This is a genomic window from Streptomyces rubradiris (assembly GCF_016860525.1).
GTDB lineage: Bacteria > Actinomycetota > Actinomycetes > Streptomycetales > Streptomycetaceae > Streptomyces > Streptomyces rubradiris.
Window position 1 is genome coordinate 200,805 of the sequence record NZ_BNEA01000015.1, and the last position, 22,054, is coordinate 222,858.

Here is a 22,054-nt window from a genome sequence, read left to right on the forward strand (position 1 = left end):
CACGCACCACACAACGGAGTTCGTTATGCCCACTGTCACCCCGCGCGCCACGGCCGTCCCGGCTCTCGCCACCGCCGCCGCCCTGCTGCTGTGCTCGTGCTCCGCGGGGGCGGGCACGGACACGCGCGACAACAGCACCGCCGCCAAGAGCGGCCGGCGGCTGACCGCCACCCTCGGCACCGCCGCGGACAGCAAGGGCCCCGCCCCGAAGATCCCCGGCGCCCGCGAGGGCGGCACCCTCACCATCGCCAACACGGCCGACTACACCCACCTGGACCCGCAGAAGATCTACGCCGGCGAGGCGTACAGCACCTCGCTGCTGTGGGGCAGGCAGCTGACGCAGTATCAGGTGATCGACGGCAGGCCCAGACTGGTCGGTGACCTCGCCACCGACACCGGCACGTCCTCCGACAACGGCCGGACCTGGACGTACCACCTGAAGGACGGCATCGCCTGGGAAGACGGCAAACCCGTCACCGCACAGCAGGTCAAGTACGGCATCGAGCGCACCTTCGCCCCCGGCTTCGAGGCCGGCCCCACCTACTGGCCCGAGTGGCTCACCGGCTCCAAGGACCGCACCGAGGCGGTGAAGAAGTACGGCGGGCCCAAGAAGGACGGCGACCTGGAGGCCATCGAAACACCCGACGACAAGACGATCGTCTTCCACTTCCCCGAGCCGCAGTCCGACGTGCCGTACATGGCCGCCCAGTCCTCCTCCTCGCCGGTCCGCGAGGACAAGGACACGGGCACCGGCTACGACGTGAAGCCCTTCGCCACCGGGCCGTACCGGATCGTCGAGCACAAGCAGAACAAGAGCCTCACCCTGGAGCGCAATCCGCACTGGAAGCCGGCCACCGACCCGATCCGGCACGCCTACCCGGACCGCTTCGAGTTCACCTTCGGCAAGGCCGTCCTCAACACCGCCCAGGAGGTGTTCAACGGCCAGGGCACCGGCCCGACCACCCTCACCACCAAGAACACGCTGCCGCCGGAACTGATCTCGACGGTCGAACGCGACCCCGTCAAGCGGACGTTGGTCGTCTCCGGCAGCCAGGGCGCCTACACCTCGGACCTGTACATCAAGAACGACCGGGTCACCGACCCCGAGGTCCGCAAGGCCATCCACTACGTCTTCCCCCGACAGCAGGCCCGCCAGGTCCTCGGCGGCCAGTACGCCGGCGACTTCGCGACCACCCTGTCCTCACCGGCCGTCGTGGGCTGGAAGAAGTACGACCTCTACCCCGTCGCGCCCACCGGGGACATCGCCAAGGCCAGGGAACACCTGGCCAAGGCGAAGACGAAGGTCACCAAGCTGACGTACGCGTACCCCGTCTACAGCCCGCAGGACGACCAGGTCGCGCAGGTCCTCGCCGACGCCTTCGCCAAGATCGGCATCGAGCTGGTGGTCAAGGGCCTCCAGCCGGCCGCGTTCAACGCCCAGGTGTTCCGCAACGACGCCCCGTACGACCTGTGGCTGTCCACCAACTCCGTGGACTGGCCCACCCCCTCGACCCTGCTCCCCGACAGCTTCGAGAGCCACCTCGACCCGCTGTCCAACTCCATCCGCTACGCCAATCCGCGGGTGGACGCGGAGCTGGCCCGGATCGCGAAGATCGGTGACGCGCGGAAGAAGGCCGCGGAACTCATCGACCTGGAGCAGACCATCATGAAGGACGTCCCCGTGGTGCCCTTCCTCTACACCAGCGTCTCCCAGTTCCGCGGCAAGGACATCGGCGGCGCCGCCATCCACCCGATCTACGGCGCCACGGCCGCGGTCGACCTGTACCTCAAGAACGCCTGACCCACGCGACCATGACCCGATACCTCCTCAAGAGGGCCGCGCAGGCCGTGGCGGTGCTCCTCGCGATCACCGCCCTGGCCTTCGCGCTCTTCTACGCCGCCCCCTCCGACCCGGCGCTGATCGCCTGCGGCCCCAAGTGCGACACCGCGCAGGTCGACGCGGTCCGCGCGAGCATGGGGCTCGACCGGCCGCTCCTCGCCCAGTTCCTCGACTACGTCGGCGGCATCGTCACCGGCCGCACCATCGCGGACGTCGACGGCACCCCGATCCCCTGCCCGGCCCCCTGCCTCGGCTACTCCTACACCCTCCACCAGCCCGTGCTCGCCGCCATCGCCGACCGCCTGCCGGTGACCGTCTCGCTCGCGGCCGGCGCGCTGACGGTGATCCTCGTCCTCGGCGTCGGCTCGGGCCTGGCGGCGGCACTGCGCCGGGGCCGGGCGACGGACCGCCTGCTGTCCGGCTTCAGCCTGCTGGGCGCGAGCGTCCAGATCTACTTCCTCGGCTACGTGCTCCAGTTCCTGCTCGTCTACTCCACGGGCCTGTTCCCGCTCCCCCGCTACGTCCCCTTCGCCGGCCACCCCGCCCAGTGGGCCCTGGGCCTGCTCCTGCCGTGGCTGGTCCTCGGCTTCGTCAACGCCGCCGTCTTCGCCCGCCTCACCCGCTCACAACTGCTGGAGACCATGCACCACGGCTATGTGCGCACGGCCCGCGCGAAAGGACTGGGCACCCTGCGCACCCATCTGAAGTACACCGCGCGCGGAGCGGCCGGCCCGCTGGTGCAGCTGCTCGGCCTGGAGGTCGGGGCACTGTTCGGGGGTGCGTTCATCACGGAGACCGTGTTCGGTCTCGGCGGCGTCGGCAAGCTGGCCGTCGACGCGGTGAACGGCAACGACCTCCCCACGGTCGTCGGCACCGTGCTTCTGGCGGCGTTCTTCGTCGTCGTGTTCGTGGCCGTCGCCGACGTGGTGGTGGCCTGGCTCGATCCCCGAGTGAGGCTCGCATGAGCAGACAACCCGCTTTGCGCGTACGCGACTTGACGGTCACCTTCGGCACGGCACGCGGCCCGGTGCCGGCGGTCCGGGACATCTCCTTCGACGTGGCACCGGGCGAGGTGCTGGGACTCGTCGGCGAGTCCGGCTCGGGCAAGTCGACGATCGGCCTGGCGGCCATGGGCCTGCACGATCCGGCGCACACCCGTGTCGAGGGCAGCGTCCGGCTGGGCGGCGACGGACCGGAGTTGGTGGGAGCGCCGGAACCGGTCCTGAAGCGGGTCCGGGGCGCCAAGGCCGCGATGGTCTTCCAGGACGCCCTGGACGCGCTGTCGCCTTACCACACCATCGGCGCGCAGATCGCCGAGGCCTACCGCCTCCACCACCCGAAGGCGGGCCGCAAGGCGGCACTTCAGCGGGCGGCTGCGATGCTGGAGCGGGTGGGCATCCCGGCCGCCCGGGCCTCGGACCACCCCCACCACCTCTCCGGTGGCATGCGTCAACGGGTGGTCATTGCCATGGCGTTGGTCAACGACCCGGACGTGCTGATCGCCGACGAGCCGACCACGGCGCTCGACGCCAGGGTCCAGCGCCAGGTCCTGGACCTGATCCGCGACCTCCAGGCGGAGACCGGTACGGCCATGGTCCTCATCACCCACGACGTGGGCGTGGTGGCGGCGACGTGCCACCGCATGCTGGTGCTGCGCGCCGGCGAGGCCCTGGAGGAGGGACCCACGACACGCCTGCTGACCTCCGCCGCGCACCCCTACACCCGGGCCCTGGTCCAGGCGGCCCCCACCCTGCGCACCCCGCCCGGCAGCCGTCTGCCCACGGTCGAGGATCCGGAGCCGAAGCCCCGTGTGCCGGCCCGGCCGCGCACGGCGCCGGCCCCCGCCGGTGTGCTGGCCGAACTGCGCGACCTGCGCGTGCTCTACCCGGGCCGGCGCCGCGCCCGCCCGCACACCGCGGTCGACGGCGTGAGCCTGCACGTGAGCCGCGGCGAGACCCTGGGCCTGGTCGGCGAGTCCGGCTCGGGCAAGTCCACGATCGCGAGGGTCCTGGCCGGGCTGCGCCGCCCCACCAGCGGGGAGGTCCGCTTCGACGGCCGGGACATCTCCGGGGCGGCGACCGACACGCGGCTGCGCCGCGAGCTGAGCCGGGACGTCCAGCTGGTCTTCCAGGACCCGTACGCGTCGCTGAACCCGCGCCACACGGTGGAGCAGATCATCACGACACCACTGCGCGTCCACACCGACCTGGACGCGGCACGGCGCAGGGAGAGGGCGGCGGAACTCCTGGAGCAGGTGGGTCTGTCCGCGTCGCACCTCTCCCGCCACCCGCACGAGTTCTCCGGCGGCCAACGCCAGCGCATCGGCATCGCCCGCGCACTGGCCGTCCGGCCGCGCCTGGTCATCGCCGACGAGCCGGTCTCCGCGCTGGACGTCTCCGTCCAGGCGCAGGTCCTCAACCTCCTCATGGACCTGCGTGAGGAACTGGGCCTGTCGCTGCTCTTCATCTCCCACGACCTGGCGGTGGTACGGCACTTCTGCGACCGGATCGCGGTGCTCAAGGAGGGTGAACTGGTGGAGGCGGGACCCCGGGACACGGTCTTCGACACACCGAGTGCGCCCTACACGAAGGAGTTGCTGGCCGCCGTCCTGTGACCGGGCGGCTCCCTGGGCCACCGCCTTGCCCCGGCCCCGCGACCGGCGCACCGGGCACCGGCACGCTCCCCCGGCTCCGCCGGAGGACCCGGCTCGCCCCGCTCGGCGGGCGACCGCCCACGACGCCTCACGCGCCCTCGCACACGCTCTGTCGGCCATCGTGCGCGCTCCGTGACACTGACAGCCGTCGTCCGGTGCCACCGACGGCAGAACCCGCGGAAAGGAAACCACCCCCATGTACCGTGTCACTTCGCTCGCCATCGCCTCCCTCGCCGTCGTCGCCGCGCTCGGCACGGCCCCGGCCGCGTCCGCCACCGCCCCGGCCCCGGCCGGCCCGAGCTCCGCCGCGGCTTTCCGCTGCGACCCGGGGCGCTTCTGCATCTACAGCGGCTGGGACGGCGGCGGCACCCGCTGCCAGTGGTCGCAGGAGAGGGTGGCGAACACCGCCGACCTGTGTTCCTTCATCCGCAACGGCAGGAACGTGCTGTCCGTGTGGAACGGAACCGGCCACCGCGTGCAGTACTACACGCAGACCAACTTCAACAACCGTGTCGGATCGACCGCCGCCGGCCACGGCGGAAACCTCATGGGCACCTACCAGATCCGCTCCTTCCAGAGGCAGTAGGCGCCCGCGGGCGTGTGGGGCCCGGGCGGGGCGGTCCGCCGCCCGCCCCGCCCGGGAGCCGTACGAGGCGCGGGGCGCCGCGGTGCGGCTACCTCAGTCCGTCGTCCAGCGCGGTCATCAGCCGACCGTCCGGTGTGTCGCCGGACATCTCCCAGACGAACCCGCCCAGCAGGCCCTTGGACTTGATCCAGGCCGTCTTCTTCCCGATCGACCAGGCGTCGTCGAACGACCACCACTGGCCGCCCGGACCGGTGTAGCCGTACGTCGAGACGGACTGCTCGTCGTGGCGTACGGTCATGGCGGGGAAGCTGGTGATCAGGTTGTGGTAGCCGCGCACCCCGGCCTCGGTGTCGAACTGGCCGGGCGCGGCGCCGCCCGCGTCCTGCCACTCACCGGCGGCCCCGCCGTCGGTCACGCCCTGCCAGCCGCGCCCGTAGAACGGGAAGCCCACCGTCAGCTTGCGGGGGCTGACCCCGGCATCCAGATAGACCTTGACCGCGTCCTCGACGCTGAAGTGGAAGGGGTACGGGTCCTGGGCGTCGGCGTACAGATTGGAGGCGTGGCCGGCGCGCCCCGGCTCCCAGGAGTTGTCGCTGCCGGCGCCGTGGAAGTCGTATCCCTGCACGTTGGCGTAGTCGAGCGAGTCGAAGATCCGGGTCAGGTCCCAGCCGGCGGAGATCTTCGCGGGGTCGGCGGGGGTGAACGCGGTCAGCAGCCGGTGTTCGCCGCCGAGCGCGTCGAGCTGCTTGCGGAACTCGGCGAGCAGCGCGGTCAGGTTGGCCTTGTCCTGGGTGCCGTAGTGGTTGCCCGGGTGTCCTTCGGAGCCGGGCCACTCCCAGTCGATGTCGATGCCGTCGAAGATCCCGGCGGCCGTGCCCGGACCGCCCGCGCCGTTGTAGACGGGCAGATCGCCCTTGATCCACACGTCGATGCAGGACTTGACGAACTTCTCCCGGGAGGCCTGGGTGGCGGCCGCGTCCGAGAAGAACTTGGAGTACGTCCAGCCGCCGAGCGACACCACCACCTTCAGCTTCGGGTACTTGGCCTTGAGCTTCTTCAACTGGTTGAGGTTGCCCCGGAGTCCGGCCCAGCCGTCGTCGGCGACGCCGTCCACCGACTGGGCGGCCGACATGGGACGCGCGTAGTCGGCGTCCGCGTCGCCCGCGCCGGTGCCCTCGTCGGGGTCCTGGGGGTTGGCGGAGACGCCCTTGGTGACCCCCGCCTGGCAGGTGAGGTTCACCGGGTCCAGGTTCTCGAAGGCGTAGTTGACGACGTCGAGCTTGGCAGCGGCACCCGAGGTGTCCAGGTTCTTCACGAAGTACTGGCGGCCGTAGATGCCCCACTGCGCGAAGTAGCCCACCTTGAGCTGCTTGCCCGGCCCGGCCACGTCGTCGGTGGTGACGGTCAGCGCGCTGGACGCCGGTGAGGTGTTGTCGGCGGTGTCGCGGGCCTTGACGGTGAAGGTGTAGGCGGTGGCCGGGGAGAGCCCGTCGACCGTGGCCGTCGTGGTGTCCGCGCCGACCGACTTCGCCAGCGTGCCGCCGCGGTACACGTCGTAGGCGGCCACGGCCACGTTGTCGGTGGACTTGTCCCAGGCCAGGCCGACGCTGGAGGAGGTCTTGCCGGTGGCGCGCAGCCGGCCGGGCGCGGTCGGCGGTGCCGGGTCGGTCGCCGGGTCGACGGTCTTGACGGTCACCGGGGCGCTCGCCGGTCCGACGTTTCCGCGCCTGTCCTTGGCGCGCACGGTGAACGTGTAACTCGTGGCCGGGGCGAGGCCGGTGACGGTGGCCGAGGTGCCCGTGGCGGCCACGGTGTCCGGGCCGCCGAGCACCTCGTAGGAGGCCACTGGGTGGTCGCCGCCCTGCGCCGCGGCCCAGCTCAGCGCGACCGAGTGCGCCGTGACGGCGGTCGCCCGAGGTGTGCCGGGCGCGGTCGGCGGGACGTCGGGGGTGCCGTCGCACTTGTCGCCGTTGACGGTGCAGCCCGTCGGGGCGGCGATCGGCCCGTTGGCGATGAACCAGTAGCTGTACGGTTCGGTGCTGCCACCGGCCGGAACGCCGGCGTTGTAGAAGGCGTTCTTCACGGTCACGTGCCGGCCGGAGACGGTCGCGTCGCCGTTGTAGTGACCGGTGACCGAGACCCCGGCCGGCAGGTCGAACTCCAGGGTCCAGCCGTCGACGGCGGCCGCGCCGCTGTTGCGGACGACGTAACTGCCCTTCCACCAGGAGCCGTTGTCCTGGCTGGTGAACGTCGCCGTCAGCGTCCCGGCCGCGTGGGCGGGCGCGGCGAGCCCGGCGAGCAGCGCGAGCGGCAGGAGCAGCAGGGCGCCCAGGGCGGCGACCCACCGCCGGGACCTGGCTCCGTGCCGCGGGACACCGGGCCCGGGGCTGCCTCCGGACGGGACGCGGCGAGGGGGTACGAGCGGTGGTCTGCGCCGGTGGAACATGGCTCTCCCTGTGGTCGTGGGGGTGGTACAGGGGTGGGGTGAACCGTGCGTGCGCGTTGCGCGACCGAGCGTTTTCAACGTAGAAGGTCTGGACCAATGCGTCAACGGCCTGTGTGGGGGCGGCCATTGACGCACGGGGACGTCGCGTACATCACTACGGCCACCGGGCCGCCGACTGGTCCGCCAGCAGGAATCCGAGCGTGGACAGTTCGTTCACGGTCTCCTGCAGCCGGCTGATGCGCTCCCGGCCCATCCGGACGAGTTCCTCCCCCGCGGCGGCCCATCGGTCCGGGTCGGGGCACAGGGGCGGGACGCCGGCGAGGATGTCGGCGCTCTCCTTCAGGGTGATCCCCACACGTTGCGCGGCGCGGGCGAGTCTGATCCGGCAGATCGCGTCGACCGTGAAGCGGCGGGCGTTGCCGCTGTTCCGGTGGGCACTGACCACACCGTAGCTCTCATAGAAACGGACGGCGTTGGCGGTCACCCCCGCGGCGTCGGCCACCTGTCCGACCGTCAGTGAGGCGGGGCCCGCTCCCCGGCCGGAGGACAGGGTGTCGGTCATGAGGCACGTCCCGGGTTCGCTGGTGATTCCTGCCGGTCCAGTATCGCGGGGGTGCGGCGCGGGGAACGCAGCCGCACGACCAAGGCGAGCGACATCACGACGAGGGCCGCCGCTTGGGTCAGCCGCTGGGAATCCACGATGGTGGCCGCGTACCCGGCTCTGGCCGCCGCTCCCCCGTCGGTCACCGCCGACAGCGAGGCGCCGCCGGTCATGGCGGCCGTCAGCCCCGTGAAGAGCGCGCTGACCGCCGCCGTGCCCAGGCCGTTCGCGATGGTGCTCACCAGCGACAGCAGCGAGGAGGCCGACGCCAGGTCGGGGCCATGGAGATCGCGGCTGGAACTGGAGATCGTCGGCATCATGACCGCGCCGGTCCCCGCCCCCTGGAAGAACCCGAGCAGCCCGAGCAGCACGTAGGGGGTGTCCGGCCGGAAGACGATCACCTGGGCCAGGCCGGATCCGATCGCGAGGCCCAGACCGCTGCCGACGACGAGCCGGGGACCGAACCGTTCGAGGCAGCGGGCGGCGCACTGCACGCTGATTCCCATGCCGATCGTTCCCGGCACCATCAGCGCCGCCGTGACCGACGCGCTGTCCGCCCGCAGGATCTGGACGTAGGCGGGCATCAGCACCACGGTCCCGAAGTAGGGGGCCGCGTACAGGGCGAGGACCCCGGCGCCCCGGCCGAACGTCGGATCGCGCAGCAGGCCGATCCGCAGCAGCGGTTCCGGGTGACTCAGCGCCCGCACCGCGAACACCGTGACCGAGCCCGTACCGAGGACGGCCGTGGTGATCCGTGCCCAGGCCGGGCCGCCTTGCGCGCTGATGCCGTAGGCCACCGCGACGAGGCCCGGAACCAGCAGCACCGCTCCGCACAGGTCGAGCCGGCTCCGCCGTCCGCGTGCCGCGTCGGCCGGCAGCCAGGCGAGTGTGCCGACCACGCCCAGCAGTGCCGACGGCACGGTGACGAAGAACAGCGGCCGCCATGATCCGGTGCCCAGGAGCACCGCGCCGAGTACCGGGCCCAGGATCGGTCCGACCAGCATCGGCAGGCCGGTGATCGCCATCATCCGGCCGCGGCGCGCGGGCGCGACCGCGCCGAGCCCGATCGTCATCCCGAGGGGCGTCATCAGGCCACCGGCGAGACCCTGCGCCGCCCGGGCGGCGATCAGCCAGCCCAGGCCGCCGGACACCCCGGCGGCGACGGAGGCCAGCGCGAATCCGAGCAACGCCGCCAGGTACACCCGACGGGCGCCCCAACGTGCGGCGAGACCGGCGGCCAGCGGCATCGTCGCGACCATGGCGAGCGTGTACGCGGTGATGATCCATTGGGCGGCGGCCAACGACGTGCCGAACGTCTCCATCAGCCGGGGCAGCGCGACCGCGACGATCGTCGCGTCCAGCACCGCCATCAGTCCGCCGGACGCCAGCACGAGCGCGGCGCGCACTTCCACTCTCGTCAGCTTGTTCGCCTTGTTCGCCTTGTTCGCCTTGTTCGCCGCACGCGCTGCCGGCGCTGTCAGCCCGTTCATTTCCGGCCGGCCGGATCCGCGGCCCGGAGGGAACGCAACGCCTGCGCCCACACCCGCAGTTCGCGTATCGTCGTGTGCAGTGCCTGCTCCGTGCCCGGCGGCGGAACGAAGCGGCCGTCGGCGTCAAGGTGCTCCCACGGCATCGGCAGCAGCACCGACTCCCGGACGGTGGTGGCGCGCAGTTCCGGGAAGACGGCCCGCAACTGCTCGATCGCCCTGATGCCGCCGGAACCCCCGTATCCGACGAACGCGACCGGTTTGTACGCCCACTCGGTCATGTGCCAGTCGATCACGTTCTTCACCGGCGCCGGGAAGCTGTGGTTGTACTCCGGTGTGAGGAACACGAATCCGTCGGCGGCCGCGAGCCGGCCGGAGATCGGGGACGCGGCAGCCCCGCCCGGCTGCATCTCGTGCATCGGCAGGGAGACCGAGGCGAGGTCGATCATGTCGAGGTCGAGCCAGTGCGCCGCGCCGAGCTCGCGCTCCAGCCACGCGGCGAGGGGCTCGGCCATTCTGGGCCTGCGCACGCTCCCGATCACCACGGCGATCCGGAGCCTGTTGTCGAGCGCTTCTTCTGTCATGGCGCCGACGCTAGGCATTCGCCTATAGGTGAACTCAACACGCGTCGAGCCGGAGCCGGCGGCGATCGGCCTGCCGCGCATTGCCGTTGGCGGCGAGACGGGCGCTCAGGTCCGTGTGGGCGCGCTGGGAAACTCCCTGACGCCGGCACCTGGACCATGGCCGCCATGGTGGCCGCGTTGGCCTCGGCATCACCGGCCTCGGCCGGCGCCCGGGCGGCGGCTGTGCGGAGCGGACGCGATGGGAGCGACTGGAGGCGGTGCTGGGCCGCGTGTTCCGTCACGTAACTCCGCCCCTACCACCGCGCCGGCACCCTGTGGGCGAGGGTGCGGACATCAGCCTCCGGCAGCACGGTTGACCACCGTCGCGTGCCATTCACGGTCGAGGATGGCGTGCACCACGGAGTCCCGCCATACGCCGCCCTTCAGGACGTGCTCCCGGATGACGCCCTCTTCGACCATGCCGGCGGCCGCCATGGTCCGGGCGGATGCCTCGTTCCACGGGGACCGCGCGCCCCAGATCCGGTGCAGGCCCAGGTCGTCGAAGCCGAAACCGAGCAGCAGTCGCACCATCTCGACGCCGTAGCCGGCGCCCCAGGACCGCGGGCGCAGCGCGAAGCCCATGATGGCCCCGCGCTGTTGATGAGGGTCGAGGGCCAGCCGTCCGAAGCCGACGAGTTCGGACGTCGCCCGCTCGATGACGGCGAGCGCGTATTCCCCGCGCGGCGTCTCACCGGCTACGGCGATGGAGCGCGCCACGATCCGGCCGACCTGCTCCCGGCTGCGCGGCTCGAAGGACAGGTGCTCCGTCGCCTCCGGGCTGCCGTAGATGGCCAGCACCGCGTTCACGTCCTCAGGGCTCAGTTCCCGGAGGGCCAGACGGCTGCTGGAACGGTCGACCGGATACATGCCCCGACTCTACCCACCGGCCCCGGGCCTCCCCGGGGAAAGCTCTGGCCGCCGGTGACCGTGGCCGCGTAAGGTGCGCGGGTCGTGGTGGAGGAGAGGCGGTCGGTTACGTGGCATTGACGGTGGCCGCGCGGGAGCGGTTGGCGGGGGCGGCGCGGGCCGCGCTGGGCGGCGGGCGGCGGCTGGCACGGGCCGAGCGGGTCACGGGCGGCAGCAAGAAGGGCGTCTACCGCCTGGTCATGGACGACGCGACGACCGCGATCGCCTACCTGTGGGACGACACCGAGAACTACTGGCCGGCGGCCGAGGGCGACGACGACCCCACCGACCCGTTGTCGCCGGGGCTCGGACTCGACCTGTTCGAGGCCGCGCACGCGCGGCTGACCGCGCTCGGCGTCCGTGTCCCGGCGATCCGCCTCGTCGACCGCGCCGTCGGCGACGGTTCGGCCGGCCTGGCCGTCGTCGAGGACCTGCCGGGCGAGAAGCTGGAACAGTTGCTCGCCCGCGACCCGCGTGCGGCGGCCCCGGTCATGGCCCGGCTCGCCGAGGCACTGGAGGCGATGCGCCGGCACCGCGCACCGGCGTACGGCAAGGTGGCCGTGGTCGACCGGGGCGGCATGTCTCGGGGGTCGTCGTGCGAGGAGGTCGTCCTGGCCCGCGCGCTGCGGGACCTCGCCGAGGCGGCGTCGCGCGACCCGCGGATCGCGGCGGTCCGCGACCGGCTGGCCGAGCGGCTGCTGCGCCTGGCGGGCGCGGTGCGGCCCCGCGGGGAGTACGCCGTCGTACACGGCGAACTGGGCCCCGATCACGTCCTGGTGGGCGCGGACGGGCACCCCGTGCTGATCGACATCGAGGGCACGATGTACTTCGACGTCGAGTGGGAGCACGTCTTCCTGCGCATCCGCCTGCACGAGGCGTACGGACCGCTGGCGGCGGACGGACTGGACGAGGACCGGCTCGCGCTGTACCTGCTGGCCCAGCGGCTCTCCCTGACGGCGGGACCGCTGCGCCTGCTCGACGGGGACTTCCCCGGGCGGGCCGCGATGGCGGGAATCGCCGAGCACAACCTGAACGAGGCCCTGCACCTGCTCCGCGACTGAACGCGCCCGCGCCGGGCCCGCCGCCACGTCGATCAGGCCGTACGACGGTCAGTCCGTGCCCTGGTCGCGCTGGGTCCGAGCCGGGATGTGTGTCCGCAGACGACGGCGGGCCCTCGCCATGAGCAGCAGGGCCCGTACGTTGGCCTGGGGCGGTCCGGTCAGGGCCTCGGTCACGGCTATCTCGACGCCGCCGCTGTACTGCGCCGACAGGTTGTAGAGGAAGGCGCCCAGCGTCACCAGGCCGGTGCCCAGGACGACTTCCACGATGACGACCCCGACCGCGACGGCGAGGAAGGTGCTGAAGGCCGGCAGGACGTCCGGCGCCATGGCGTTCACCATGATCCAGGAGACGCCCGCCGTGGCGACCACGAGCACACCGAGCCCGGCCAGCAGGAGGAAGCTCGTCACCATCACCGACCAGGGATCGGCCTCCGACAGGCGCAGCCGTATCGGCCGCCGGCCCGGCCCGGGTGCCCCGCCTCCGGGCACCCGCCGGCTCCAGAGCCCACAGACCGGCCCGGCCCGCCCGGCACGTGCGACGGCTCCGGGGAAAGCGGGCGGACCGGGCGCCCCCGGGGCCCCGGTCGGGCCGGCAGCACCGGAGACGGCGGAGACGGCGGCAGGGTCGGATCGTTCCGGTGCCGTGCCCGTGTCCTCGGGGAGGCCGGGCCGCTTCGGCGGTATGGACTCCCCGTCAGGTACCGACCGCCCGTCGGCCCCGCCAGGCGGCACCGCGCGCCGGCGTCCGGTCGGCCCGGTCGTCGCGGAGGGGCCGGTCGTCCCGGAGGGGCCGGTCGTCGCGGAGGGGCCGGATCCGCCGTCCTGCCCGGGTGTCATCCGTCCGTGGAAGGTGCTGCTGGGCCTGCGCTTGGCTCGGCTCATGCCTGTCTCCCTGACTGGCCTGGCAGCCGGGCCGTGCCGTCCGCCGTCGAACGGGCCATCGCCGACCGCCAGGCGGCCTCTGGGGCCTGCTGGTCCGTGAATCCGACGGTATCGGCACTTTTGCCCGCATGCACCCGCGAGTGGTACGCCGGAGGCACCACAGAACGGGCGCGGCACCCCGGCGCCACGCCGTCCACCGGCGTGGCGGCCCGCTCCCCGAACTACGCGGCCGTCCGGGTGTCCCGCCGGGCCCCGGGTGGGCTGCGCCGGGGCCGGTGCTCGTAGGGGTGCGGGTCAGCGCACGACGTCGAAGACGTTCTTCTGGACGCCGTTGGCGTAGGCCTCGTGCTCGACCAGCCTCAGCTTCTGGGCGTCCTTGTCCGTCGCGCTGAACAGCCGCTTGCCCGCGCCGAGCAGGAGCGGGAAGACGAGCAGGTGGTAACGGTCGATGAGGCCGGCGTCCGAAAGGCTCCGGTTCAGGGCGGCACTGCCGTGGACGATGATCGGGCCGCCCTCGGTGGCCTTCAGCGTGGCGACCTCGTCGAGCGAGCGCAGGATCGTCGTGTCGCCCCAGTCCGGCACCAGGCCGGCCTCGGTGAGGGTGGTGGACACGACGTACTTCGGCATCTCCTTGTACTCCGCGAACTCCGCCATGCCGGGCCACACCGGGCTGAACGCCTGGTAGCTGACCCGGCCCAGCAGCATCGCAGCGGCCTCCCGCTGCTCCCGGTCCTTTATCCCGAAGGCCTCGGGCAGGAACTCGATGTCCTTGAAGGTCCACCCGGAGTTCCGGTAGCCGGGTTCGCCGCCCGGGGCCTCCACCACACCGTCGAGCGAGACGAAGGCGGTGCTGATCAGGGTGCGCATCTGGGGTTCCTCGGTATCTCGTCATCGGTGGTCGCGGCTGATCACGATGACAGCCGCGCGCAGTTCATGATCTTCAGACCGGGGAGCACGCGAAAACTCATCGGTCGCCGTACGGCACGAGCCGCGGCCGTCGTCAACAACCGCCCGCCGGACGCGCCGACGAGGGAATTCACGCCACCGTGGGGCCCCGTGGCGGCGTCGTGTGCCAGGCTGCCAGCGCACGTGCCGCTTCACCCGACCGGGCCGTTTCAACGCAGGAGGCACCGCCCTTGACCACCGACGAAGAGCCGCTTGGCTGGGACACCACGACCGTGGCCGCGGCCTACCGGGACCGCGACATGCGGCTCGCCGAACGACTGATCTTCCCCGCCGTGCTGCGCAGGCTCGCGGAAAGGGCCGGGCCCGGCCGACTGGCCCTGGACATCGGGTGCGGCACCGGCGCGGTCGCGGCGCGGCTCGTGAACGCCGGGGAGTGGGAGGTCCAGGGGCTCGACCCCTCGGCCGACATGCTCGGCATCGCCCGCATGGACCGCCCCCACCCCCGTGTCTCCTACCGGTCGTTCGACGGCCGCACCCTGGACTGGCTCGCCGACGACAGCGTCGACGCGGCCGTGTGCTGCCTGGTGTACTGCACCGACCCGGACGACGGGCGGCTGGCCGCCCTCACCGCCGAGATCCGCCGGGTGCTGCGCCCCGGTGCGCCGTATCTGCTGGCCGACCTCAACCCGGCGGCGACCGGCGTGGCCTTCTCCACGCTGCACTACGGCGAGCCGGGGACGGTCTACGGCGACGGCGACACCGTGCCCACACTGCTGCGGCTGCGTGACGGCACGATGATGACGAGCACCACGCACTACCGCTCCCTCGACCGATACCGGCGCTTCCTGACCGAGGCCGGTTTCCCCTCCCCCGCCGTCGAGCTGCCCACGCTCCCCGCCGACGGCCCGGGTTCCCCGGCGGTCCCGGCGGAGGTCCGGACCGCGCCGTACATGATCCTGGCGACCCACGCGTGACCTGACCGGCTCCGGGTGCGGGGCCGCGCGCCGGCGGGTGGTGTCGGGCCGACTCCCGTACGACCAGCTCCGGTTCGAACACGACCGACGTGGGCTCGGTGCGGGTGCCGTGGATGTGTTCGTCCAGCAGGCGGGCCATCTCGGCGGCCATGTCCTCCACGGGCCGGCGCACGGTGGTCAGAAGGGGTGCCGGTCGACGGCGGCCGGGGGCCGTCGAAACCGACGACCGCGACCTCCTCCGGCACCCGTCGGCCGTGTTCCCGCAGCACCTGGCAGGCGCCCCGGGCCATGAGGTCGTCGGCCGCGAACACCCCGTCCACGTCAGGGCGTTCGGCTGACGTCGAGGTCGTCGAGGTCGTCGACGCTGCCGTTCCCGTCCGTCACGGTCCGCACGGTCCGCCAGGTCTGGCCGTCGTCGGAGGTCTGCACGGCGTACGCCTTGCCGTAGGAGGCCTCCCACAGCAGCCGCACATGGCGGAAGGCGGTGCGGGTGCCGAGGTCGGCCCGGATCCACTGGTGGTCGCTCCAGTCGCTCGCCCAGCGGGTGTCCGGTTCGCCGTCGACGGCGTTGGCGGCGGGCAGAGGCAGTCGCCGTAGCCCGCTGGAGTGTTGGGGCGGCCGCGGGAGGTTGTCAAGGGAGACGACCGAACACGTCGACGACCTCCTCCCCCGGACGCACGATGTGGGACGGCGGCCGACTTCGGTAACGTTGGCCCTCCGTGGAAGGAGGCACGTCAATGTCACGGAGTACGCCCCGTCTTGCCGAGGCCATGCAGGTCGAGGCCTGCCCGGTCACCGAGGTGCTCGACCACGTGGCCGGCAAGTGGAGCATCGGCATCCTGATCGCCGCCGCCCACGGCCCCATCCGCTTCACCGAGATCGAGCGCGCCATCAACGGCATCAGCCGGCGCATGCTCACCCTCAACCTGCGCCGGCTGGAACGGGACGGCCTCCTCGTCCGCACCGTGTACCCGACCGTCCCGCCCAGGGTGGAGTACGACCTCACGCCCATGGCCCGCGAGCTGTACACCTCGCTGACCGGGCTGGTGGACTGGGCCGAGCGCCACCGCTCCGCCATCGCCCGGGCCCGCGCCGCCTACGACGCGACGGAGGAGCGGACGGCGGACGCCGTCTGAACGGGCGGGCCATGGCCGAAGAGGCAGGCCCCCGGCACGAGATGCGCAGGGCCCGCCCCGGAGAGCTCGCCGATGAGGATGGAGGGCGGAGCGGTCGGCAATGGAGGGGTCCTTGCCGGAGAAGGCGCCGCCGCCGTGGCGGGCGTAGCCGCCGTAGGTGTCGATGATGACCTTGCGGCCGGTCAGGCCCGCGTCGCCCATGGGGCCGCCGGTCTCGAACCGGCCGGTCGGGTGCACGAGCAGCCGGTGGCCGTCGGTCTTGAGCTTGATGCCGTCCTCGGCGAGCCGCTCCAGCGTGTGCTCGACGACGTGTTGGCGGATGTCGGGGGTGAGCAGGGTGTCCAGGTCGATGCCGGCGGCGTGCTGGGCGGAGACGACCACGGTGTCCAGGCGTACCGGTTCGGAACCCTGGTATTCGATGGTCACCCGGGTCTTGCCGTCGGGGCGCAGGTAGGGCACGGTGCCGTTCTTGCGGACGTCCGTCAGCCGCCGGGCGAGCCGGTGGGCCGGCTCGACGGGCAGCGGCATCAGGTTGGGTGTCTCGTCGGTGGCGTAGCCGAACATGATGCCCTGGTCGCCGGCGCCCTGGCGGTCGAGTTCGTCGTCGTCGCCCTCGACCTGTGCCTCGCAGGCGGTGTCGACGCCCTGGGCGATGTCGGGCGACCGGGCGCCGATGGACACGGAGACACCGTAGGAGGCGCCGTCGAAGCGCTTGCCGAGGAGTCATAGCCGATGTCGAGGCTCTTCTGGCGCACCAGTTGGGCAATGGGTGCGCAGGCCCCCGTCCTCACTCCCCGGCGACATGCACCTGACCGGTGGTGATCAGGGTTTCGACGGCGGCCCGGGAGGCGGGGTCCTCGCGCAGCAGCGCGTCCAGGATCGTGTCACTGATCTGGTCCGCGATCTTGTCCGGGTGGCCCTCGGCCACCGATTCGGACGTGAACAGACGACGGGACATGACGCTCCAGAGAACAGGGGTTCAAAGGTGCCACGGCACCTCTGACCGTACGGAAAACCTCGTGCGTACAGAACGGGGCGGACCGCAGCCCGGGGAGGCTTCGGGAAGTCCGGGGTGGAGGCCGTCGTCTGCCGGCTCCGGAGGGGAGCCGGATGGCGGGCGGGGAGCCGAGCGGGGGATGACAGCTCCCCGGGGGCCCGCCGTCCGGGGGTTCAGCGGGCCGCGAGGACCCCTTCTTCCTCGCTGCCGGGCGCGGGCACGGCGGCGGGCGCCGGCTGCCGCCGCAGGGCGAGCGTGACGAGCAGACCGACGGCCATGCCGGCCGCGGTGAGCATGACGACCAGGAACTCGCCGTCCGCCTGGGCCGCCTTCAGCGCCCGGCCCGCCTTGCCGTCCGTGCCGATCTCGGCGATGACGGTGAAGATCGCCAGGCCGATGGCGTTGCCGATGTTCAGCGCGGTCGAGGCGATGCCGTTCGCCACGCCCTGCTCCTGCGGGGCGGTGCCGGTGGCTGCCGCGATCCACATCGCGGTCCAGACGATGCCCTGGCCGACGCCGGACACGATCAGGCCGGGCACCAGCATGGTGTAACTCGCGTCGGCGTCGAAGCCGAAGGCGAGGCCGGCCGTGCCGACGACACCGACGACGAAGCCGATGATCAGCGTGGTGCGGGTGCCGATCCTGCTGGCGAACCGCTCGCCGAGCTGGGTGCCCGTGGCGATCGCGAGCGACGGGATCAGGAAGCCGAGGCCGGTCTGCAGGGCGCTGTAGCCGTGCACGCTCTGCATCAGGACGGTCAGGAAGTACGGCAGGACACCGAAGGTCGCCATGTAGAGGAAGGTGACGAGCATTCCCACGGTGAGGTTGCGGTTCTTGAACAGCCGGAACGGCATCAGAGGGTCGGAGCTGCGCGACTCGACCACGGCGAAGAGGGCGAGCAGCACGACGGCGAGGACGAACGCGCCGACCACCAGGCCGTCGCCCCAGCCCCGTTCGGGACCCTGGACGAGGGCGAACACCAGCAGCGTGGCACCGCCGGTGACGGTGAGGGAGCCGGGGAAGTCGAACTTGCGGCGCTCGGTGCGGTCCGGGTCACGCGGGATGACGGACAGGGCGCACAGGGCGACCAGGCCGCCGAAGGGGACGTTGACGAAGAAGACCGACGGCCAGCCGAAGTTCTCCGTCAGCACACCGCCGAGAAGGGCGCCGATGGTCAGGCCGCTGGCCCCGGCGCCGCCCCAGACCGCGAGGGCCCGGTTCCGCTTCGGACCCTCCTCGAAGAGGGTGTTGATCAGCGACAGGGTGGACGGCAACAGCAGGGCACCGGCGACGCCCTGGACGGCGCGGGCCACGACGATGACCCCGGGGCCGGTCGCGAGACCGCCGGCCAGCGACGACACGGCGTACAGCGTCAGGGCGAGGACGAACATCCTGCGCCGGCCGAGCAGGTCCGCCGCGCGCCCGCCGAACAGCAGGAAGCCGCCCGCGAAGACGACGTAGGCGCTGACCACCAGCTGCTGGGTCTGGCCGGGGAAGCCCAGTTCCCGGCCGATCTCGGGCAGCGCCACGAAGACGATGTTCAGGTCGAGGCCGTAGAGCAGCTGCGCGAGAGCCAGCAGCGTCAGGATCCAGCCCAAGTGGCGTGGGGCGCCGCCCGGGCTTCCTTGGTTCAGCGCTGATGCAGAGGACATGGCAGAAGAGCCCCTTCTGGATCTGATGGCGTGGTTCTCGGAGCTGTGGAACGTGCGCTCTCGCAAGGCTCGGAAGCCCGGGCGACGCGCCCGGCAGCCCGGACGGCGCCACATCATTACGACTGTTCGCATTCTTACGTACGTTGATTTGTTCGGCAACCTTAGTACAGTCGAACCATTGCTACCCGCCGGCCGGCCCGGACGGCGGGCGCGCCGAGAGGAGATCCATGCGGCCGAGCAGCTCCCGAGGGGAGCCGGCAGGGGCGTCGGACCGGCGGCCCGGCACCCGGGAAGGGCGCCGACGATCCGCAAGCGCCCAGGTGAGGGAAAGTTTGAATATCGCGGTACTGTGGGAATATGCGCCGCCATCCAGACCGCGACCAGATCCGGATCGAAAGCGTGCTGTCCGCGCTGGGCAGCCCTGTACGACTCGCCGTCGTCCGTGTCCTCGACGCGGGCGGGGAACACAACTGCGGCAGCGTCCTGGGACTGCTGGGGATCACCGCCAAGTCCACGATGACGCATCACTGGCGCGTACTGCGCGAGAGCGGGGTCATCTGGCAGCACCCCTCCGGCAGGGAGAACCTGCTGTCCCTGCGCCGCGACGACCTCGACGCGCGCTACCCGGGCCTCCTGGACGCCATCCTGGCGGGGGCCGACGACGACGAGGCGCTGGAGAAGGCCCGCGCCTGATGTCCGTCGACGGCCGGGACCGATCCGAAACCTGACCTGCGCATCCGGGACCGGCACGGCCCACGCCTCCCCCACAGCGGGTGCGCAGCACAGCGACCTGTCGTCACTGCGACCCCGGTGAGGAGGTGCCCCGTGCAATTCGGCATCTACAGCGCCGGAGACGTCACTCCCCGACCCGACCACGGGCCGTGTCCCGACCGAGCAGGAGCGGATCAAGTCGATGGTCCGGATCGCGCTCAAGGCGGAGGAGGTGGGTCAAGGCGGAGGAGGTGGGTCTTGACGTCTTCGCCACCGGCGAGCACCACAACCCGCCCCATGTGCCCTCGCCCCCGACGACGCTGCTCGGCTACCTCGCCGCGCGCACCGAGCGGATCATGCTGTCCACCGCGGTCACCCTGATCACCACGAACGACCCCGTGAAGATCGCCGAGGACTACGCGTTCTTACAGCACCTGGCCGACGGGCGCGTGGACCTGGTGCTCGGCCGGGGCGACACCGCTCCGGTCTACCCGTGGTCCGGCAAGGACATCCGGCTGGGCATCCCCCTCGCGCTGGAGAACTACGCGCTGCTGCACCGGCTGTGGCGGGAGGGGGAGGTGAACCGGCACGGCAAGTTCCGTACGCCGCTGGGCCACTTCACCGCCACGCCCCGGCCGCTGGACGGCTGCCCCCGTTCGTCCGGCACGGCTCGATCCGCGGCCCGGAGATCGCGGTGCAGGCCGGCCATCACGGCGACGGGTTCTGCGCCGGCAACATCCTGTGGCCCAAGGAGCACTTCCAGGACCTCATCGCGCTCTCCCGGCACCACTACGCGCAGAGCGGGCACGGACGGCCGGAGCAGGCCGTGGTCGGGCTCGGCGGGCAGGCCTTCATGCGCAAGAACTCGCAGGACGCGGTCAGGGCGTTCCGGCCGTACTTCGACAACGCGCCGGTGTACGGGCACGGTCCGTCCCTCGTGGACTTCATGGAGATCACCCCGCTGTCCGTGGGCAGCCCGCAGCAGGTGATCGAGAAGACCCTGCGGTTCCGTGAGTACTTCGGCGTCTACCAGCGGCAGATGTTCGACATGAACCACGCCGGGCTGCCGTTGAAGACCGTGCTGGACCAACTCGACATGCTGGGGGAGGTGGTTCAGGTGCTGCGCAAGGAGTGCGCGAACCAGCGGTCCGCGGGGGTCGCCGAGCCGCCGCTCCACCGGCCGTCGCGGCCCGCCGACGGGAGCCCGCGGCCGGCTACCCGGCGAACCGGCCGCCCGCGCGGGCCGGCGGCCGGGACGAGCGGCGCGGCGGTGGGCAGCGGGCGTCGAAGGTCCGGAGCTCATGAGTGTCGACCGAAGTCGCGCCTAAGGTGCCTGCCGGGATGTCGAAACCTCTCCCCCTGGCATCGGCCGCACCGATGTGCGGTGCGGTGCGGTGCTCGGTGCATATGCGCGATCAACCCCGAGACACAACACCTTCTCGAACGTCGATTTCCGGGGAGCGGTTGACGGCTTTCCAACCTCTCCCCGCCACTCGCGGGAACACACGGTGGCCGCCGGTCCCGCACCGTCCGGCCGGGCCGGGTGACATACAGCCCCGACCGGTCGCACGCACGGTGACCGTTGAGGCGTGCGGGACAGGAGTGATCCGGCCAGTCGGCCGTGCCTTCCCGCGCGACCGGGCCACCTTCCTATAGGGGAGGTGGCAAGCGGTGTCGGTTTCGGACAGCTCATCTCACTCCGCTTGTGGGCCCCGCAGCGTTAAGAAAGGATTTCTTGGGGGTGATTTGTCGATCCGTTCCGGAGCACGAAGGGGCACCGTGATCAAGCAAGACAGGGCACGCAGGACCCATGAGTTGCTGCTCGACGCGGCGACGGGAGAGTTCGCCCGGCATGGGTACATGGGCGCGAACCTGCAACGTGTGGCGCAGGAAGCCCATATGACAAAGGGCGCTTTGTACGCGCACTTCCCGTCGAAGAGGCTCTTGGCCAAGGCGTTGACCGGACCCTTCGAGCAAGCATGGCAGGAACTGCTGACGCAGATCGAACAGGGCCCTGCCGCGCCGCTGGAGAAGCTGCGCCTGCTCGCCGTCAGGCTGGCCGAACGGCCGCAGTCGGACCTGCGTTTCCGCGCCGGGTTCCATCTGCGCAGCGACGCCGCCCGCGCCCACGGCCGGCTGCTGCCCCGGGTGGCCCAGGACCTGTGCGGCACGGTCGCGACCCTCATGGCGCGGGCCCGCCGACAGGGACAGTTGACGGTGTCCCAGTATCCCGCGCGCATGGGAAAGCTGCTGCCGGCCCTGATGCTCGGCGTCTCCTACTCGACGCCCGAATGCCGGATGGATCGCTTCGGCGAACTCCTGTGCACGGCGTGGTGGCAAGCGCTGAACGACGGACAGCCGTCCCGGCCCGCCCGGCACCAGGACGCGCCCGCGCTCTGCCATCAGGCATAGCGGGGGCACAGGCCGCGTGAGCCGAGGGTCACCGTGAGGCGCGCGGCACGGTGCGCGACGGCGGCCCGCGCGGCTTCCGGGAGGTGGCCGCCCACGGGCTCCCGGGTGCCGGCGAGTTCCGCCGCGCGCCCTCCCGGCAGCCGCGCGGGCCGCGGCCGGACCGGCGGACGCCGTTCCGTAT

At 71.8% G+C, this 22,054-nt stretch carries 17 protein-coding genes and 4 pseudogenes; 10 read left to right on the forward strand and 11 right to left on the reverse strand.

Annotation, left to right across the window (positions count from 1 at the left end; translation table 11 throughout):
* Positions 1–25: 25 nt before the first annotated feature.
* The 4 genes from Srubr_RS14305 to Srubr_RS14320 all read left to right on the forward strand — a co-directional run bounded on the left by Srubr_RS14305 (position 26) and on the right by Srubr_RS14320 (position 5,079).
* Positions 26–1,801, forward strand: coding sequence for an ABC transporter substrate-binding protein (locus Srubr_RS14305; RefSeq protein ID WP_189997084.1), 1,776 nt, complete (start codon positions 26–28; stop codon positions 1,799–1,801).
* A gap of 11 nt (positions 1,802–1,812) precedes the next feature.
* On the forward strand, positions 1,813–2,805 hold the full coding sequence (locus Srubr_RS14310; RefSeq protein WP_189997085.1) for an ABC transporter permease: 993 nt from the start codon (positions 1,813–1,815) through the stop codon (positions 2,803–2,805).
* Entirely contained in the window at positions 2,802–4,454 is a 1,653-nt protein-coding gene (locus Srubr_RS14315) for a dipeptide ABC transporter ATP-binding protein (protein ID WP_189997086.1), read from the forward strand. Before Srubr_RS14310 ends, Srubr_RS14315 begins: the two co-directional genes overlap by 4 nt.
* A 235-nt stretch (positions 4,455–4,689) precedes the next feature.
* Positions 4,690–5,079, forward strand: coding sequence for a peptidase inhibitor family I36 protein (locus tag Srubr_RS14320; protein WP_189997087.1), 390 nt, complete (start codon positions 4,690–4,692; stop codon positions 5,077–5,079).
* 88 nt (positions 5,080–5,167) lie between these two features.
* On the opposite strand, the gene Srubr_RS14325 is transcribed toward Srubr_RS14320, so the two are convergent.
* From Srubr_RS14325 to Srubr_RS14345, 5 genes are all read right to left on the reverse strand, one after another.
* On the reverse strand, positions 5,168–7,525 hold the full coding sequence (locus Srubr_RS14325; protein ID WP_229926784.1) for a glycosyl hydrolase family 18 protein: 2,358 nt from the start codon (positions 7,523–7,525) through the stop codon (positions 5,168–5,170).
* A gap of 154 nt (positions 7,526–7,679) precedes the next feature.
* On the reverse strand, positions 7,680–8,087 hold the full coding sequence (locus Srubr_RS14330) for a MerR family transcriptional regulator (protein ID WP_189997088.1): 408 nt from the start codon (positions 8,085–8,087) through the stop codon (positions 7,680–7,682).
* Positions 8,084–9,616 (reverse strand): DHA2 family efflux MFS transporter permease subunit, encoded by a 1,533-nt coding sequence (locus Srubr_RS14335; RefSeq protein ID WP_189997089.1) that lies wholly within the window; start codon positions 9,614–9,616, stop codon positions 8,084–8,086. The genes Srubr_RS14330 and Srubr_RS14335 overlap by 4 nt, the downstream gene beginning before the upstream one ends.
* Entirely contained in the window at positions 9,613–10,197 is a 585-nt protein-coding gene (locus tag Srubr_RS14340) for an NADPH-dependent FMN reductase (RefSeq protein ID WP_189997090.1), read from the reverse strand. The genes Srubr_RS14335 and Srubr_RS14340 overlap by 4 nt, the downstream gene beginning before the upstream one ends.
* A 333-nt stretch (positions 10,198–10,530) precedes the next feature.
* Positions 10,531–11,103, reverse strand: coding sequence for a GNAT family N-acetyltransferase (locus Srubr_RS14345; RefSeq protein WP_189997091.1), 573 nt, complete (start codon positions 11,101–11,103; stop codon positions 10,531–10,533).
* Positions 11,104–11,213: 110 nt separating this feature from the next.
* On the opposite strand from Srubr_RS14345, the gene Srubr_RS14350 reads away from it, so the two are divergent.
* Positions 11,214–12,203: a phosphotransferase family protein gene (locus tag Srubr_RS14350; protein WP_229926785.1), complete on the forward strand. Its 990-nt coding sequence runs from the start codon at positions 11,214–11,216 to the stop codon at positions 12,201–12,203.
* Positions 12,204–12,251: 48 nt separating this feature from the next.
* On the opposite strand, the gene Srubr_RS14355 is transcribed toward Srubr_RS14350, so the two are convergent.
* Positions 12,252–12,692 (reverse strand): DUF3566 domain-containing protein, encoded by a 441-nt coding sequence (locus Srubr_RS14355; RefSeq protein WP_229926786.1) that lies wholly within the window; start codon positions 12,690–12,692, stop codon positions 12,252–12,254.
* 687 nt (positions 12,693–13,379) lie between these two features.
* Entirely contained in the window at positions 13,380–13,952 is a 573-nt protein-coding gene (locus Srubr_RS14360; RefSeq protein ID WP_189997092.1) for a dihydrofolate reductase family protein, read from the reverse strand.
* 269 nt (positions 13,953–14,221) lie between these two features.
* On the opposite strand from Srubr_RS14360, the gene Srubr_RS14365 reads away from it, so the two are divergent.
* Positions 14,222–14,965 carry a class I SAM-dependent methyltransferase gene (locus Srubr_RS14365; protein WP_203855025.1) on the forward strand — a complete coding sequence of 248 codons (744 nt, stop codon included), beginning with the start codon at positions 14,222–14,224 and terminating at the stop codon, positions 14,963–14,965.
* Positions 14,966–15,011: 46 nt separating this feature from the next.
* Here Srubr_RS14365 and Srubr_RS14370 read toward each other — a convergent pair.
* Positions 15,012–15,300 (reverse strand): annotated as a pseudogene (locus tag Srubr_RS14370) (substrate-binding domain-containing protein); the annotation flags it as partial.
* A gap of 13 nt (positions 15,301–15,313) precedes the next feature.
* Positions 15,314–15,561 (reverse strand): annotated as a pseudogene (locus Srubr_RS14375) (discoidin domain-containing protein); the annotation flags it as partial.
* A 141-nt stretch (positions 15,562–15,702) separates the two neighbouring features.
* Here Srubr_RS14375 and Srubr_RS14380 point away from each other — a divergent pair.
* Positions 15,703–16,101 (forward strand): winged helix-turn-helix transcriptional regulator, encoded by a 399-nt coding sequence (locus Srubr_RS14380; protein ID WP_189997161.1) that lies wholly within the window; start codon positions 15,703–15,705, stop codon positions 16,099–16,101.
* Between the two features lie 69 nt (positions 16,102–16,170).
* On the opposite strand, the pseudogene metK reads toward Srubr_RS14380, so the two are convergent.
* Positions 16,171–17,059, reverse strand: a pseudogene (gene metK / locus Srubr_RS14385) (methionine adenosyltransferase); the annotation flags it as partial.
* Between the two features lie 212 nt (positions 17,060–17,271).
* Positions 17,272–18,750: an MFS transporter gene (locus Srubr_RS14390; RefSeq protein ID WP_189997093.1), complete on the reverse strand. Its 1,479-nt coding sequence runs from the start codon at positions 18,748–18,750 to the stop codon at positions 17,272–17,274.
* Positions 18,751–19,107: 357 nt separating this feature from the next.
* Here Srubr_RS14390 and Srubr_RS14395 point away from each other — a divergent pair, with 357 nt between their 5' ends.
* The 3 genes and pseudogenes from Srubr_RS14395 to Srubr_RS14405 all read left to right on the forward strand — a co-directional run bounded on the left by Srubr_RS14395 (position 19,108) and on the right by Srubr_RS14405 (position 21,873).
* On the forward strand, positions 19,108–19,443 hold the full coding sequence (locus tag Srubr_RS14395) for an ArsR/SmtB family transcription factor (protein WP_189997094.1): 336 nt from the start codon (positions 19,108–19,110) through the stop codon (positions 19,441–19,443).
* Between the two features lie 132 nt (positions 19,444–19,575).
* Positions 19,576–20,638 (forward strand): annotated as a pseudogene (locus Srubr_RS14400) (CE1758 family FMN-dependent luciferase-like monooxygenase); the annotation flags it as partial.
* A gap of 602 nt (positions 20,639–21,240) precedes the next feature.
* A complete protein-coding gene (locus tag Srubr_RS14405) occupies positions 21,241–21,873 on the forward strand; it encodes a TetR/AcrR family transcriptional regulator (protein WP_189997095.1) in 633 nt (210 codons plus the stop codon).
* The last annotated feature ends 181 nt before the right edge of the window (positions 21,874–22,054 follow it).

Excerpts from the sequence above, each read along its gene's own strand:
- Srubr_RS14315 (WP_189997086.1), top strand. The coding sequence starts at position 2,802 with ATGAGCAGACAACCCGCTTTGCGCGTACGCGACTTGACGGTCACCTTC.
- Srubr_RS14330 (WP_189997088.1), bottom strand. The coding sequence starts at position 8,087 with ATGACCGACACCCTGTCCTCCGGCCGGGGAGCGGGCCCCGCCTCACTG.
- Srubr_RS14305 (WP_189997084.1), top strand. The coding sequence starts at position 26 with ATGCCCACTGTCACCCCGCGCGCCACGGCCGTCCCGGCTCTCGCCACC.
- Srubr_RS14360 (WP_189997092.1), bottom strand. The coding sequence starts at position 13,952 with ATGCGCACCCTGATCAGCACCGCCTTCGTCTCGCTCGACGGTGTGGTG.
- Srubr_RS14320 (WP_189997087.1), top strand. The coding sequence starts at position 4,690 with ATGTACCGTGTCACTTCGCTCGCCATCGCCTCCCTCGCCGTCGTCGCC.
- Srubr_RS14390 (WP_189997093.1), bottom strand. The coding sequence starts at position 18,750 with ATGTCCTCTGCATCAGCGCTGAACCAAGGAAGCCCGGGCGGCGCCCCA.
- Srubr_RS14395 (WP_189997094.1), top strand. The coding sequence starts at position 19,108 with ATGCGCCGCCATCCAGACCGCGACCAGATCCGGATCGAAAGCGTGCTG.
- Srubr_RS14335 (WP_189997089.1), bottom strand. The coding sequence starts at position 9,616 with ATGAACGGGCTGACAGCGCCGGCAGCGCGTGCGGCGAACAAGGCGAAC.
- Srubr_RS14325 (WP_229926784.1), bottom strand. The coding sequence starts at position 7,525 with ATGTTCCACCGGCGCAGACCACCGCTCGTACCCCCTCGCCGCGTCCCG.
- Srubr_RS14345 (WP_189997091.1), bottom strand. The coding sequence starts at position 11,103 with ATGTATCCGGTCGACCGTTCCAGCAGCCGTCTGGCCCTCCGGGAACTG.
- Srubr_RS14380 (WP_189997161.1), top strand. The coding sequence starts at position 15,703 with ATGTCACGGAGTACGCCCCGTCTTGCCGAGGCCATGCAGGTCGAGGCC.
- Srubr_RS14340 (WP_189997090.1), bottom strand. The coding sequence starts at position 10,197 with ATGACAGAAGAAGCGCTCGACAACAGGCTCCGGATCGCCGTGGTGATC.
- Srubr_RS14310 (WP_189997085.1), top strand. The coding sequence starts at position 1,813 with ATGACCCGATACCTCCTCAAGAGGGCCGCGCAGGCCGTGGCGGTGCTC.